The sequence below is a fragment of the Epilithonimonas sp. KH_059 genome, assembly GCF_057838485.1.
Genome location: NZ_CM174468.1, coordinates 1,864,357 through 1,878,662 on the forward strand (window position 1 = coordinate 1,864,357; position 14,306 = coordinate 1,878,662).

A 14,306-nucleotide genomic window follows, 5' to 3' on the forward strand; every position below is an offset into this window, starting at 1 on the left:
GGAATTTGATTCTATTATACTTGAATTTGATGCCTAAATTTAAGCAAATTAAGGCGGACTAGGATGCGCTTTTTAAACAATTGACCCTTTTTCAGAAAAGAGATCCTGGATTAGAGGGTGGGTTTAGCTTCAAGTGCAAATAGGCTTTTTTGGTTACTTCTCGGCCTCGAGGGGTTCGGATGATGAACCCCTCTTGAATAAGAAAGGGTTCGTATACTTCTTCTAAAGTTTCTGGATTTTCACCTAAGGAGGTGGCCAGAGCCGAAATGCCCACCGGTTTGCTTTTGAAATTTTCAATCATGACGCGCATTATTTTATTGTCCATTTCATCAAGTCCATTTTCATCTACATTAAGGGAGTCTAAGGCAAATTTTGTAATTTTAAGTTCAATTTCTCCGTTGCCTTTAATTTCTGCAAAATCACGGACTCTTCTCAAAAGTGCATTGGCAATACGGGGGGTTCCTCGACTACGTCTTGCAATCTCAATGGCTGCATCTTCGTAGATTTTGATGCCGAGAACCCGAGCACTTCGTTGAATGATTGTAGAGAGGAGTTCTGTGTTGTAATATTCAAGACGGTTTTGGATACCAAAACGGGCAAGCATGGGTTTGGTGAGCATTCCACTTCGAGTCGTTGCGCCAATCAAAGTAAAAGGATTTAGTGCGATTTGCACGCTTCGGGCATTCGGTCCCGTTTCTAGTAAAATGTCAATTTTGTAGTCTTCCATGGCAGAATAAAGATATTCTTCCACGATGGGAGAGAGTCGGTGAATTTCGTCAATAAACAGTACATCATTCTCCTCCAGGTTGGTTAGTAGACCGGCAAGACTTCCAGGTTTGTCCAAAACAGGCCCAGAGCTGACCTTTAAGCTTACATCTAGTTCATGGGCGATAATGTGAGCCAACGTCGTTTTTCCAAGCCCTGGAGGGCCGTGTAGCAAGACGTGGTCTAAAGCTCCTCCACGGTTTTTTGCGGCTGCGACAAAAACCTGCAAATTGTCTAATGTCCTTTGTTGACCTGCGAAATCATCAAAACTTTGAGGACGGATCGTCTCTTCTTGAGAGAGCTCCTCAAAAGAATAGTTTTCTTTATCAGGATGAAGGAAGTCTGGCATTTTAATATCGTTGTTTGTCTTTTCAAATTTAAGCTTTTTTAAAGAATACAGCCCCGAGAGTACAAAAACTTTGTTTCCGTAATTTCAAATGTCTAAATTTACCTTCATGAAATTAATAGGTCCATTTAAACAAATTGTTACCTTAAGAGGTCTTCCTTTGCGCGGCGCGATTGCAGACCAAAGTCTTGAGGTCCTTTCCGATGCCGGTGTCCTAATCGACAACGGGGTCATTAAAAAGCTTGGTAATTTTGAGTTCCTTAAGAAGGAAGCGAGTCGTGTGGAGCAGGTGCAGGGGGAGAAAGTTCTTCTGCCTGGACTGGTCGATTGCCATACTCATCTTTGTTTTTCGGGAAACCGAGCAAATGATTTTGCAATGCGTAACGCAGGACGTACGTATTTAGAGATCGCTCAAAGCGGAGGGGGAATTTGGAGCTCTGTGAAGCATACACGAGAGGCTGATGAGAAAGAGTTGCTAGAATCGATGCTTGAACGTATCGAATACCTTCAATCGATCGGGATAACCACCATAGAGATTAAATCTGGATATGGGCTTGATTTAGAGCACGAATTAAAGATGCTTCGTGTGATTCAAAAGGCAAGGACTCGAACAAGTATTACACTTATCTCAACCTGTCTTGCAGCACATATGAAGCCCAAAGATTACGAAGAAGACAATCATAACGGAAAATCGTATTTAGCGTATGTTCTAGAGGAAATATTGCCGATCGTTAAAAAAGAAGATTTAGCGCGTAGAGTTGATATTTTTATTGAAAAATCCGCCTTTCAACCGGAGGAAAGTCTCGAATATCTGGAAAAAGCGAAAGCACTAGGGTTCGAATTGACTGTGCATGCAGATCAGTTTACACCTGGAAGTTCACAAATTGCGGTACAGGTGGGTGCAAAATCTGCAGATCACTTAGAGGCAAGTAGTCAGCAGGATATTGAGGTCTTAGCCAAGTCGAATACCGTAGCGGTGGCACTGCCCGGAGCTAGTTTAGGACTTGGAGAGCCTTTCACCCCTGCTCGCAAGTTACTTGATGAGGGAGCGATACTCGCCATTGGAAGTGATTGGAACCCGGGTTCTGCCCCGATGGGCAATTTGCTCACGCAGGCAAGTATTCTCGCCACTTACGAGAAGCTAAGTACAGCCGAGGTCCTGGCAGGAATTACTTTTCGTGCAGCGCACGCCTTAGGACTTGAGGATCGTGGCCTTCTTGAAGAAGGAAAAAGAGCCGATTTTGTTCTTTTTGACACCGACAATTATCAAAATATTTTATACCGCCAAGGGACACTTTCTCCAAGTGCCACCTTTGTAAACGGAGAACTGCAATATGGAAAATTATAAGACCTTTTGGAAAGGAAGAAACGACGGAGACAGTCCGCTTGCAAAACGGTTGTTTCAAGCCGTGGATTTTACCTTGCCTATGAATTCGAAAGGATATGCGCTAGTCGGATTCGAAGTCGACGAAGGCGTTTTGCGCAATCAGGGTAGAGTGGGAGCTCGGCATGCTCCTAACAAGATTCGTACTGCTCTGGCTAATTTCCCGGTCAATAGACAATCCTTGCTCCTCCATGATCTTGGCAACATCGATTGTGAGGATGGAGATTTAGAAAAGGCTCAAGCGAGGCTTAGCGAAACGGTTTCTCATATCCTTCGTACGGGCGCAAGATCCATTGTGCTGGGGGGCGGGCATGAAATTACTTTAGGGCATTTCAACGGAATTCGGTCTGCCTTCCCAGATAAGAAGATTGGAATTCTGAATCTAGATGCCCATTTTGACAATCGACAGCCGGCTAGTAATGGGCTGGGAAGCTCTGGGACTGGATTTTGGCAAATTGCACAAAAGGAGCCGCTTCATTCACTTCACATCGGGATTCAGCGGAATTCCAATACCCTAGCGCTTTTTGATACAGCGCACTCCCTTGGAATGCAGTATATTTTAGCAGAAGAACTCTATTTCGAAAATTTGGCTGTGCTAAAAGAAAGAATTCGGCAATTTACAAGTGAAGCAGACATTCTCTATCTAACCGTTTGCATGGATGTTTTTAACGCGGCCATTGCACCGGGCGTGTCCGCGCTCGCTTACAACGGGATCTTTGCTGAGGTTTGCGTGATGCGTATTTTGCGCGAGATTTTAAGTTCAGATAAGCTTGTATCTATGGACGTGGCCGAAGTGAATCCCACTTACGATCCAGACGACCGCACCAGTCGTTTGGCTGCAAGTTTAGTCAACGAATGGTTTCTAGCGACAAGTTAAATAGCCTTAATTTTTGTAATTTTACGGTATGCAAGAAATTATTAATAAAAAACTTAAGTCTGCGAACAAAGCTTTTATGGCGTGGAAGCAGATTGATTTTAAAGAAAGACAAGCCTTGCTTGAAAATCTATCAGCTTTGCTTTTAGAGCAGAAGCTTCAGCATGCAAAACTTATCACGAAAGAGATGTATAAGCCCATTTCTCAATCCCTTGCAGAGATCGAGAAATGTGCAGGCATGTCTCATTACTATGCGACACTTGGTCCTCTACTCCAAACTCAGAAAGTGAAGACGGAGATGAAAATTTCGGAGGTTCATTTTGAACCTATGGGAGTAATCCTTGGCGTCATGCCGTGGAATTATCCTTTTTGGCAAGTGCTTCGCTTTGCTATTCCTACTATTTTAGCCGGAAATACAGTGGTTTTAAAGCACGCCTCCATCTGCGAAAAAAGTGGGGATGCAATTGAAAAATTATTTAGAAAGGCAGGATTTCCAAAAGGAGTCTTTACCCATCTTAAGATCGGACATCAAGAAGTCGAGGAGTTAATTCAGGATCCTATGATTAAGGCGGTCTCCTTAACGGGAAGCGAAGGCGCAGGACGTGCCATTGCGAAAACAGCCGGAGAAAATCTAAAAAAATGCGTGTTAGAGCTCGGAGGAAGTGATCCTTTTATCGTTCTAGACGATGCGAACATCAAAAAGGCGGCAAAGGATGCGGCTTCGGCAAGATTGCAAAATTGTGGGCAAACCTGTGTGGCAGCCAAACGATTTATCATTCATGAGAAGATTTATGAGAAGTTCATGAACCAATTCATCGCCGAGTATGCAAAATACCAGTCTAAGGATCCCGAATCAAAAGATACGGTGATGGGCGTAATGGCGAGAGCGGATTTAGCTTCAGATTTAGTACGTCAATACAAAGCGGCGCTTAAAGGCGGCGCGAAAATCATAAGTCCACTCCAAAAGGTCGGAAAAATGGGCTTCGAACCAGGTCTGATTGAAGTCAACCCTGGGAATCCGATTGTAAACGAAGAACTTTTTGGTCCTTTAGGGATGGTTTTTAAAGCAAAAAATGATAAAGATGCCCTACGCATTGCAAACGATACGATGTTTGGACTTGCGAGTGCTGTGTATACAAAAGATAAAAAGAGGGCTCAATATTTCGCAGAGGGACTTGAAGTCGGAAGTGTAGCCATTAACCAAATATTCCGGTCCGACTGGCGAATGCCATTCGGGGGAAGAAAGAATTCAGGATATGGCGTGGAATTGTCAGGCGCAACCCTTCATGAATTTACGATTCGAAAGTCGGTTATTGGGAGCGTGTAGACACTAGAGAGTTCAAGCCAAAGGCAACTAAAAACCCTGCAAAAGTGAATTTGCAGGGTTTTTAGTTTTGGGTTCGATTTAGATTTTAGTTAATCGAAGTGTGTTCGTTTTGCCTCCTTGCTCAGCAGGCGTCGCATTTAGGTTGATTACGAAATCGTCCTCCTCGACGTAGGCTAATTCTTTTGCCATTTTGTTTACTTCTATAATGGTTTCATCGGTACCCGTTGAACCTTCGTAGTAATAAGCTCTTACACCCCATAAAAGGTTAAGCATCGTAATTACGCGTTTGTTTGCACTAAAGACGATAATGTTTGAGTTCGGTCTATGCGCAGATATCTGGAACGCAGTATAGCCTGAGTACGTAAGAGTGATGATCGCTTGCACATCCGTTGTTTTTGCAATTCTCACAGCGGCTAAACAAATTCTATTGGTGATAAAGCGCGCGTCAATGCAATTGAATTCTTTTTCAATTGGACTGACTTTCGACTGGTAAAAATGCGTGTTTTCAATGTTCTTAACAATTTTACTCATGTTTTTCACAACGTCCACGGGATATTTCCCTACAGAAGTTTCACCAGAAAGCATAACCGCATCCGCCCCGTCTAAAACCGAGTTGGCCACGTCGTTTACTTCTGCGCGGGTAGGTGTGAGGCTACTGATCATCGTCTCCATCATTTGAGTCGCAATAATTACAGGCTTCGCAAAGCTTCTTGCTTTTTCAACTAGAAGTTTTTGAATGGCAGGAACTTCCTCCATAGGAACTTCTACACCTAAATCTCCACGAGCCACCATTAAACCATCGCATTCCAATAGAATCTGATCGATGTTTTTAACTCCTTCCGGTTTTTCAATTTTCGCAATAATTGGAGTTTTAAGCTTATTGGTCGGGTGACTTGAAATGATCTTCTTTAAATCTATGATGTCCTGCGCATGTCTTACGAAGGAAAGAGCGATCCAATCTAATTCGAGGTCCAAGATGAAGTTCGCATCTTTGATGTCCTTTTCCGTTAATGCAGGAAGTGAAACATTTGTATTAGGAAGGTTTACTCCTTTTTTAGAACTTAGAGGTCCCCCTTGAATGGTTACGGCTTTGACCATATCCTTTTCATTGGTTTCTGTCACTTGAAGTACTAATTTTCCATCGTCAATCAGAATTCTCTCGCCAACCTTTACGTCGCGCGGAAATTCTGTATAGGTCATGTATACTTGAGAAGAGTTTCCCTCTATGTTTTCGTTGGTAAAGGTTAGGATGTCTCCCGGATTCAAATAAGAGCCTTCTTTGACAACCCCAACACGTAATTTAGGTCCTTGTAAGTCACCTAGGATTCCCACAGAAGTACCAAGCTCTTTGTTGAGTTCACGAATGGACTGTACATGGGTCTTCACTAGGTCGTAGTCTGCATGGGAAAAATTGATACGGAAGATGTCTACTCCCGCTTTTATAAGATCTGCCATCACTTCTTTTTTAGAAGAGGCTGGACCGAGCGTCGCTATGATTTTAGTTTTCTTTAGATGCTTATTCATAATATTGAATTAATTGAAAGAGTTCCTCGTTAGAACTCAATAGAAATTGCTGGATCGGAAACATAAGGTTTTCCGGCTGCAAAATTAAGGAAAAATCGGCATATGCATCGCTGGTTTTAATTAAGTAGTCCACTTCTTTATGATTTGGTAACAAAAAATTAACATGTTCCTCGTCTGAGAATAACTCAAGGACTTGTTTTTTTTGAATTTTTTGATAAGAAGAATTGGAAATAAATTGAAAGCAAGTTTGCGTTTCCTGATGATAGGCTTCAAACCGATTGTGGTAATAGTCGTGGTATTCGGCGCATTTCACTAAATCTTTCATTCGTGTGAAATCCGAATCGTTTGCTTTGTTGATGTGGTAGAATAGTTCGTAGTCTGGTAGGTGTTTTGTAAGAAGTACCAGCCCGAGAGTGAGATCGTCGTCGCGTTCAGATTCAAGAAAGAGTTTTTGAATTTTCAAGAATATGCTCTTTTTTATTTAAGGTGTAAAAAGCGCGTTGTGCGGCTTTTTCTTCTGCTTTTTTCTTCGAGGACTCGGTGGCGGTTGAAACTTTATCGCTTGTGAGCCATACGGTGGTTCTAAAAACCGTGGTGTGATTGGGCTGCTCTTCTTCCGTGGTTTCGTAACGAAGGGCCAGCTTTTGCTTTTGTGACCACTCTAATAGGAGTCCCTTATAACTTACGACTTTATTTTCTAATTTGCCAATTTCTTTTGGGGTCAAAAGCTTGTTGAGAATAATGGTTTGGCAAGCTTCATACCCGATGTCGAGATAAACAGCACCGATAAGCGCTTCAAACAGATTCCCTGCAATGTTTTCGCCCAGTGCAGAAGAAAATTTATTTTGGATCAGACTCGTAAGCTTTAAGTCGTCTCCAATTTTATTCAAATTCTTACGGTTGACAATTTTGGATTTCATCTGCGTGAGGTATCCTTCGTTTGCCTTGGGGTAGGTTTCGAACAAATAACAAGAAATTACTGAACCTAAGATAGAGTCGCCTAAAAACTCAAGACGCTCGTAGTTTTTTACTTTTTTTGAAGACATTTTTAATGTAAATGCCTCTTGATACACTTCTATTCGCCCAACAGGTTGTCCAATAATTTTGGATATACCCAAGCTAAGTGCAAGTTCTTTTTCAGAATAATTTCTGCTTTTTTTACCTAGGAATTTAGAAATGTACTTCTGTAACTCCACCTTTTTGGACCTTTAGATTCTTTTAAATAGTACACAGGCGTTATGTCCGCCAAATCCGAAAGTGTTGCTCATCGCGACATCCACATGTTTTTTAACCGCATGGTTAAAGGTGAAGTTTAGTCGCTCGTCGATTCTTTCGTCGTCAGTAAAGTGGTTAATGGTAGGAGGCACAATTCCGTGAATGATTGTGTGAATCGCAGCAATTGCTTCTACAACTCCTGCGGCGCCAAGCAGGTGCCCGGTCATCGATTTTGTAGAGTTGATTTGAATGTCAAATGCGTGGTCCCCTAATAGTTTTGAAATGGCATTGGATTCTGCGATGTCACCTAAGGGAGTAGAAGTTCCGTGCATATTAATATGGTCTACTTCGTTCGCATCAACCTCTGCATCTTCTAAACAGTTTTTCATTACAAGATACGCTCCTAGTCCTTCTGGGTGGGGAGCCGTCATGTGGTACGCATCGGCACTCATTCCTCCGCCTTTTAACTCGGCGTAGATGGTAGCCCCGCGTTTTACCGCATGCTCGTATTCTTCTAAGATGATACTTCCCGCGCCTTCTCCTAAAACAAAACCGTCACGGTCTTTGTCAAAAGGACGAGAGGCCGTAGTCGGACTGTCGTTACGGGTCGATAGAGCCATCATAGCGTTGAATCCGCCCACTCCACTGGCCGTAACTGCGGCTTCAGAACCTCCACAGACGATCACGTCTGCTTTCCCTAATTGAATCAACATTTTTGAATCAATTAGAGCATTGGCTGAAGAAGCGCAAGCCGATACTGTGGTGTAATTTGGACCGTGAAATCCGTATTCCATTGAAATGTGACCCGGCGTAATGTCCGCAATCATTTTCGGAATGAAAAAAGGGTTGAATCGAGGAATGTCTGTGTTCGCCCATCCTAAGACTTCATGCTCGAAAGTTTCAAGACCTCCAATACCTGAGCCCCAGATTACGCCCACTCGATTTCGATCCAATTCTCCATTCAGGATGCCAGAATGCTCAACAGCTTCACGTGCTGCTACTAAGCCGAGCTGAGTATTTCTATCCATTTTTTTCGCCTCTTTCTTTTCAAAGTGGTCTAAAGGGTTGAAATTCTTGATCTCGCAGGCAAACTTCGTTTTGAAATTTGTGGCATCAAAAAGAGTAATCGGAGCGGCACCGCTCTTACCTTGGGTAAGGCTTTCCCAGTATTCTTTCGCATTATTACCAATCGGTGTTAGTGCACCAAATCCTGTTACAACTACTCTTTTTAATTCCATAAATTTTTTAATTATCTAACGAATAGATTCAGATTATTTGTTTACCACTTCCTCGATGTATGCAATTGCATGACCTACAGTTGTGATTTTTTCAGCCTGATCGTCAGGAATCTGAATGTTGAATTCTTTTTCGAACTCCATGATAAGTTCCACTGTGTCTAATGAATCAGCTCCTAGATCGTTAGTGAAGCTAGCTTCTGGAGTTACTTCTGTTTCTTCAACGTCAAGCTTATCAGCGATGATAGCTTTTACTCTTGATGCAATGTCTGACATAATAATAGTATTTTTTAATTATTGTTTAATTGGTGCAAATATAAAAAAAACTTAATCAATTATCCTTTTTTTAGTATATTTTAAGGAATTTGTAACGTGTCAAAAAAAGGTCTGCGATAGAAGCAGTCCGAAAAATTCGATTTCAAAGGATATTTCCTTATTTTTGCCATTCTAAGAATCAATACACTATGACGGATTTTGACAACGACGACGATGTTTTTACAGGCAAAGAGCATACACCCTTAAGAGCCGATGCTTTTGAAAAAACTCCTTTGGAAAAAGTGGAGCGAATTGAAGTGCTTTTCGGACAAATCATGGAAGCCCTTGGGTTAAACATGGAGGATGATTCCTTGAAGGATTCTCCCAGGAGAGTTGCCAAAATGTATGTGAATGAGATTTTCGGAGGGTTATTGCCTGAAAACAAGCCTCGAATTTCTACCTTTAGCAACAAATACAAGTATCGCCAAATGCTCGTGGAGAAAGACATTACGGTGTATTCCTTTTGTGAACATCATTTTCTACCGATTATTGGGCGAGCGCATGTCGCGTATATATCCAATGGAGAAGTCATTGGACTTTCCAAGATTAATCGAATTGTCGATTATTATGCGAAAAGACCCCAAGTTCAAGAACGTTTGACGATGCAAATCGTGGACGCCTTAAAACAAGCTTTAGGAACAAAGGATGTGGCGTGCATCATTGATGCAAAGCACCTGTGTGTAAATTGTCGTGGAATTAAAGACACGGCGAGTTCTACGATCACCGCCGAATTAAGCGGGATCTTCAGAACCAATCCGATTACAAGACAAGAATTTCTTCACTACGTGGGGAGCCATGCTAAAATTGACTAATACGTAAATCAATGGAACTAAAAATATACAATTCTCTCACGGGACAAAAAGAAACATTCAAACCGATTTTAGAAGGAAATATAGGAATGTATGTTTGTGGACCTACCGTCTACAGCAATGTGCATATGGGCAACGTAAGGACCTTTATGTCCTTCGATTTTATATACCGCACACTCCTTTATATAGGATACAAAGTACGGTACGTAAGAAACATTACGGATGCCGGGCATTTAACGGACGATGGAACCGTTGACAACGATCGGTTTGTAAAACAAAGCCGGTTAGAAAAACTAGAACCCATGGAAATTGTACAGAAGTACACGGTCGATTTTCACAAAGTTTTGCAGCAGTTTAATTTGCTACCTCCTAACATTGAGCCGACTGCCACGGGGCATATTTTAGAGCAGTTAGAACTAACAAAGCTTTTGTTAGAAAAAGGATACGCTTATGAAACGGGAGGTTCGGTCTATTTTGATGTACATGCTTACAATGAAAAGGGAGGAAACTACGGAGAGCTAAGCAAAAGAAATATTGAGGAACTCTATGCCAACACCCGAATTCTAGACGGGCAGGACGAGAAGAAAAACCCACAAGATTTTGCACTTTGGAAAAGTGCTTCGCCGGCTCACATCATGAAATGGCCTTCCCCTTGGGGAGAAGGATTTCCAGGTTGGCATTTGGAATGTACGGCCATGAGCACTAAATATTTAGGGGAGAAATTTGATATTCACGGAGGTGGGATGGACCTTAAATTTCCGCATCATGAATGTGAAATTGCACAAGGAACTGCTTGCAACGGGACCTCACCTGTGAATTATTGGATGCATGCGAACATGCTCACTTTAAACGGTCAAAAGATGAGTAAGTCGACGGGAAACACGATTTTACCGATGGAGTTAATTACGGGGGACAATACCTTTTTTGAAAAACCGTTTGCGCCCACCGTCGTTCGTTTCTTTTTCCTACAAGCTCACTACCGAAGTGTAGTTGATTTGTCAAACGAGGCCTTAGTGGCGAGTGAGAAAGGCTATCTTCGATTAATGGAAGCGCTTGAACTCCTTCGAGACATCGAGCCATCAGAGTCGAGCAAAGAATCCTTTGACGTGTCTGCTTGGAAACAGAAATGCGATCAGGCTCTACTGGATGATTTTAATTCTCCGATTTTAATTGCTCATTTGTTTGAGGCTGTAAAAGTGATTTTCGCAATTAAGGACGGGAAAGAAAGTCTTAGCCAAAACGATCTGGAGTTATTAAAAACTTCGCTTCAAGCCTATGTGTTTGATGTGCTAGGTTTAGAAGAGGTTGCAAAGCAGCATTCGGATAAGCTAGATTCCACGCTCCAAGTGTTAATTGATCTTCGCAATCAAGCAAGACAGGCGAAAAACTGGGCGCTCTCTGACGAAATCCGAGATAAACTTCTAGCGGAAGGAATTGAACTTAAAGATTCACGCGAGGGAACCTCCTATCTGATTAGCTAACAAAAGGAATTCCTTTTCAATACACAAATGGAGCTTGGGTTTAACCCGAGCTCCATTTGTGTAAGATGCTGAATAGTAAATAGTAAGCTGTAAAATCATAGTCTTTTTTTTGTCGAATTAAAGCAGGGTAAATTGCTTTTATTTTTTTAAATTGCATCGCAATTAGATGCAGATGCAAGCATAAGCAAAACGCTCTATACAAAAGACTACCACGAAGTAATTTAATGACTACTATTTGGCATGAAGATAATTTTTAATATTCATTTTAACACCCAAATTGGGGAGAGAATTCAACTTGTATTATTTGAGAAACAAGACGAGAAGTTAATTTACCCCCTGCAGTATACCGATAATGGGAATTGGAGTGTGGAGGTGGATTATTTCACAAGAGACCTTTGTTATCAATACCAATTAGTGACTGAGGACGGAACGCTTTTGAAAACCGAGTTTTCTTTTCATCAGCTGCAATTGGTTCATACCTATAGCGAATACAAAGTATACGATGTTTGGAATCTTAAGAATTTCCCTGAGAACTATCTAAACAATAAAATTCTAAAAAATACGCGTCGGGAATTTGAACCTGAAAAACTACAGATTCTAAAAAGGCATACCCATTTGTTTCGAATGGAGGCTCCCATTTACAAAGCAAACCAGCGATTGGTTCTTTTGGGTAGCCCACCTGAACTAGGCTCTTGGGAATATTTAAAGACTGTGCCTATGGCTCAAACGGCTTACGGCGTGTGGGAGGTAGCAGTGGAAATTGCCCAAGAGAACTTTATTCAATATAAGTATGGGATTTTAGATGAAACCACGGGCGATGTATTCGAGGTCGAATATGGCAAAAACCGCTGGGCACTTTCAAATCTTGAGCCTCAGGTTCTGCAAATTCAAGCCGATCACTATTTTCGTTTCAAAGCAGAGGATTTATACCATGCTGCAGGAGTTGCAGTGCCCGTCTTTTCTCTTCGTAGTGAAAAGGGCTTTGGAGTAGGTGAGTTCTGTGACTTGAAATTATTAGCAAAGTGGGCTGAAAAAACCAATCTCTCGGTGGTGCAGACTCTGCCCATTAACGATACGACCGCAAATTATACCTGGACCGATTCTTATCCTTATGCTCCAATTTCTCTATACGCTTTGCACCCAATCTACCTTAGTATTGAAGAATTACCCTTCAGACTTGGTGAAGAAGAAGCACTTGAGTTTTTAGCGAAGAAAGCGGAACTAAATTCTTTCGATCTTGTGGATTATGAACAGGTAATCGAAAGGAAGTGGCACTTTATCACTCTTTTGTTTGAACAAAACAAACAGGAGATTTTGAAAGACAGAGGCTTTAAAAAATTCCAAAATGAAAACAAGGACTGGCTCCATCCTTATGCAGCCTTTTGCATCCTTCGAGATCAAAATAAGACGCCCAACTTTGAAGAATGGAAAACCCACCGAAAGTATGTGGCAGGTAAAATCGCTCCTTTGTTCCAGGCGGGTCATAAGTTCTATGACACCGCAATGCTTCACTTGTGGGTGCAATACCAACTGCATTTGCAATTGACAGAAGCAGTGGACTATGCTCACTCCATTGGAATCTCTTTAAAAGGGGATCTTCCCATTGGGATCTATCGATATTCTGTAGAAGCATGGACCGAGCCGCAGCTTTATGGAATGGATTTTCAAGCCGGGGCACCACCAGATCAGTTTACAGATATTGGTCAAAACTGGGGTTTCCCTACTTACAATTGGGAAGCGATGAAGGACGACGGTTACCGCTGGTGGAAAAGTCGTTTTAAGGCGCTAGAAAAATATTTCGATGCCATGAGGATTGACCACATTCTTGGATTCTTCCGGATTTGGCGCATGCCCATTTCAGCGACTCAGGGGATCTTAGGGTATTTTTATCCTGCCATTCCAGTGACGCTCGAAGAATTTCAAAGCCGAGGGATTGGGTTTGATTGGGATCGATTTATTCGCCCCTTTGTAAACGAGCAGATTCTTTGGGATTTCTTTGGTTCTGAAAACCGTAGCGTTTCTGATTTCTTTATGAACGTACAGTCTAACGGCAGCTTTCATTTTAAACCCGAATTTGATACGCAGCGAAAACTTAGCGATTTCTTTAAGGATAACCCGTGGGGGTGGATTGAAGAGAAACTCCTTACTTTGTGCGCAAATGTCCTATTTCTAGAAGAGCAAAAGGAAGGGCAATTGGTGTACCATCCTCGATTCGGAGTAGAGAAGACCGCCTCATTCCAACATTTGGAGGGTTCTATGCAACGGGCCATTAGAGAGTTGTATTCCGATTATTTTTTCCATCGTCAAGAAGCGCTGTGGTCCGCAAGTGCCATGGAAAAACTTCCCGCGATTTTAAATTCAACAGAAATGCTGATTTGCGGAGAAGATTTAGGTATGGTGCCTAAATGCGTTCCTGAAGTAATGGATTCTTTGGCTATCACTGCTCTTAAAGTACAGCGTATGCCCTCGGAGGATATTCTTTGGTACGATCCAAAAAATGCGGGGTATATGAATGTGGTTACCGCTTCCTCTCACGATAGTTCCACCTTAAGACAATGGTGGAGCGAAGATTCTCATTTAACTCAAAAGTACTATAACGAGCAGTTGAATCAATGGGGCAGCGCGCCCGATACTCTTGAGCCCGAATTGGCCGAAATCATCATGTTGCAACATTTGTATAATGAGGCGATGCTTTCGATTTTTCCTATACAAGAATTCTTTGCAACAGATCGTGAGCTACGCAGTCCAAATCAGGAACTTGAGCGAATTAACGATCCCGCACAGTTCCCACACTATTGGCGTTATAGGATGCATTTGACCCTCGAATTCCTAGGAGAACAGGACTCCTTTAATTCGAAAATAGCGTTTTGGATTCAAGATTCGGGACGAAAATCGGTGTAATTGAACTTATTTATAAGATTGATTATCAATAGAAAAGGAAAGAAGTTAGACTTAGGATTTAACTTCTTTTTTGTTTTTGTATCTATAAATACAGAGAAGGTCGAGATGAGCTTCTTGCATATTAACCAAA

At 41.9% G+C, this 14,306-nt stretch carries 12 protein-coding genes; 6 read left to right on the forward strand and 6 right to left on the reverse strand.

Annotated elements, in window-relative coordinates; translation table 11 throughout:
* Nucleotides 1–91 precede the first annotated feature (91 nt).
* A complete protein-coding gene (gene ruvB, locus AC3IRX_RS08795; protein ID WP_459111839.1) occupies nucleotides 92–1,114 on the reverse strand; it encodes a Holliday junction branch migration DNA helicase RuvB in 1,023 nt (340 codons plus the stop codon).
* A 106-nt stretch (nucleotides 1,115–1,220) separates the two neighbouring features.
* Here ruvB and hutI point away from each other — a divergent pair, with 106 nt between their 5' ends.
* From hutI to AC3IRX_RS08810, 3 genes are read left to right on the forward strand one after another with little or no spacing between them, the layout of a single operon-like run.
* Nucleotides 1,221–2,459 carry an imidazolonepropionase gene (gene hutI, locus AC3IRX_RS08800; RefSeq protein WP_489209782.1) on the forward strand — a complete coding sequence of 413 codons (1,239 nt, stop codon included), beginning with the start codon at nucleotides 1,221–1,223 and terminating at the stop codon, nucleotides 2,457–2,459.
* Entirely contained in the window at nucleotides 2,446–3,372 is a 927-nt protein-coding gene (gene hutG / locus AC3IRX_RS08805) for a formimidoylglutamase (RefSeq protein ID WP_489209783.1), read from the forward strand. The genes hutI and hutG overlap by 14 nt, the downstream gene beginning before the upstream one ends.
* 28 nt (nucleotides 3,373–3,400) lie before the next feature.
* Nucleotides 3,401–4,696, forward strand: a complete 1,296-nt coding sequence (locus AC3IRX_RS08810; protein ID WP_489209785.1) for an aldehyde dehydrogenase family protein — start codon at nucleotides 3,401–3,403, stop codon at nucleotides 4,694–4,696.
* 78 nt (nucleotides 4,697–4,774) lie between these two features.
* Here AC3IRX_RS08810 and pyk read toward each other — a convergent pair whose 3' ends face one another.
* From pyk to AC3IRX_RS08835, 5 genes are read right to left on the reverse strand one after another with little or no spacing between them, the layout of a single operon-like run.
* Nucleotides 4,775–6,220: a pyruvate kinase gene (gene pyk / locus AC3IRX_RS08815; RefSeq protein WP_489209787.1), complete on the reverse strand. Its 1,446-nt coding sequence runs from the start codon at nucleotides 6,218–6,220 to the stop codon at nucleotides 4,775–4,777.
* Complete coding sequence (locus AC3IRX_RS08820) at nucleotides 6,213–6,683, reverse strand: IPExxxVDY family protein (RefSeq protein ID WP_489209789.1); 471 nt, start codon at nucleotides 6,681–6,683, stop codon at nucleotides 6,213–6,215. Before AC3IRX_RS08820 ends, pyk begins: the two co-directional genes overlap by 8 nt.
* The gene (gene rnc / locus AC3IRX_RS08825; RefSeq protein ID WP_489209791.1) at nucleotides 6,658–7,416 is read right to left on the reverse strand and encodes a ribonuclease III; all 759 of its coding nucleotides are present in this window, start codon (nucleotides 7,414–7,416) and stop codon (nucleotides 6,658–6,660) included. Before rnc ends, AC3IRX_RS08820 begins: the two co-directional genes overlap by 26 nt.
* Nucleotides 7,417–7,428: 12 nt before the next feature.
* Nucleotides 7,429–8,673: a beta-ketoacyl-ACP synthase II gene (gene fabF, locus AC3IRX_RS08830; RefSeq protein WP_489209793.1), complete on the reverse strand. Its 1,245-nt coding sequence runs from the start codon at nucleotides 8,671–8,673 to the stop codon at nucleotides 7,429–7,431.
* A gap of 33 nt (nucleotides 8,674–8,706) precedes the next feature.
* Nucleotides 8,707–8,946 carry an acyl carrier protein gene (locus tag AC3IRX_RS08835; RefSeq protein ID WP_002976354.1) on the reverse strand — a complete coding sequence of 80 codons (240 nt, stop codon included), beginning with the start codon at nucleotides 8,944–8,946 and terminating at the stop codon, nucleotides 8,707–8,709.
* Between the two features lie 188 nt (nucleotides 8,947–9,134).
* Between AC3IRX_RS08835 and folE the strand changes: the two genes are divergently transcribed.
* From folE to AC3IRX_RS08850, 3 genes are all read left to right on the forward strand, one after another.
* Nucleotides 9,135–9,797 carry a GTP cyclohydrolase I FolE gene (gene folE, locus AC3IRX_RS08840; RefSeq protein ID WP_489209796.1) on the forward strand — a complete coding sequence of 221 codons (663 nt, stop codon included), beginning with the start codon at nucleotides 9,135–9,137 and terminating at the stop codon, nucleotides 9,795–9,797.
* 11 nt (nucleotides 9,798–9,808) lie between these two features.
* Entirely contained in the window at nucleotides 9,809–11,275 is a 1,467-nt protein-coding gene (gene cysS / locus AC3IRX_RS08845) for a cysteine--tRNA ligase (protein WP_489209798.1), read from the forward strand.
* A gap of 240 nt (nucleotides 11,276–11,515) precedes the next feature.
* Nucleotides 11,516–14,176 carry a 4-alpha-glucanotransferase gene (locus tag AC3IRX_RS08850; RefSeq protein WP_489209800.1) on the forward strand — a complete coding sequence of 887 codons (2,661 nt, stop codon included), beginning with the start codon at nucleotides 11,516–11,518 and terminating at the stop codon, nucleotides 14,174–14,176.
* Nucleotides 14,177–14,306: the final 130 nt, after the last annotated feature.

What these genes read in the sequence shown, in the direction of transcription:
- ruvB (WP_459111839.1), bottom strand. Translation starts at nt 1,114, where the DNA reads ATGCCAGACTTCCTTCATCCTGATAAAGAAAACTATTCTTTTGAGGAG.
- hutI (WP_489209782.1), top strand. Translation starts at nt 1,221, where the DNA reads ATGAAATTAATAGGTCCATTTAAACAAATTGTTACCTTAAGAGGTCTT.
- hutG (WP_489209783.1), top strand. Translation starts at nt 2,446, where the DNA reads ATGGAAAATTATAAGACCTTTTGGAAAGGAAGAAACGACGGAGACAGT.
- AC3IRX_RS08810 (WP_489209785.1), top strand. Translation starts at nt 3,401, where the DNA reads ATGCAAGAAATTATTAATAAAAAACTTAAGTCTGCGAACAAAGCTTTT.
- pyk (WP_489209787.1), bottom strand. Translation starts at nt 6,220, where the DNA reads ATGAATAAGCATCTAAAGAAAACTAAAATCATAGCGACGCTCGGTCCA.
- fabF (WP_489209793.1), bottom strand. Translation starts at nt 8,673, where the DNA reads ATGGAATTAAAAAGAGTAGTTGTAACAGGATTTGGTGCACTAACACCG.
- AC3IRX_RS08835 (WP_002976354.1), bottom strand. Translation starts at nt 8,946, where the DNA reads ATGTCAGACATTGCATCAAGAGTAAAAGCTATCATCGCTGATAAGCTT.
- folE (WP_489209796.1), top strand. Translation starts at nt 9,135, where the DNA reads ATGACGGATTTTGACAACGACGACGATGTTTTTACAGGCAAAGAGCAT.
- cysS (WP_489209798.1), top strand. Translation starts at nt 9,809, where the DNA reads ATGGAACTAAAAATATACAATTCTCTCACGGGACAAAAAGAAACATTC.
- AC3IRX_RS08850 (WP_489209800.1), top strand. Translation starts at nt 11,516, where the DNA reads ATGAAGATAATTTTTAATATTCATTTTAACACCCAAATTGGGGAGAGA.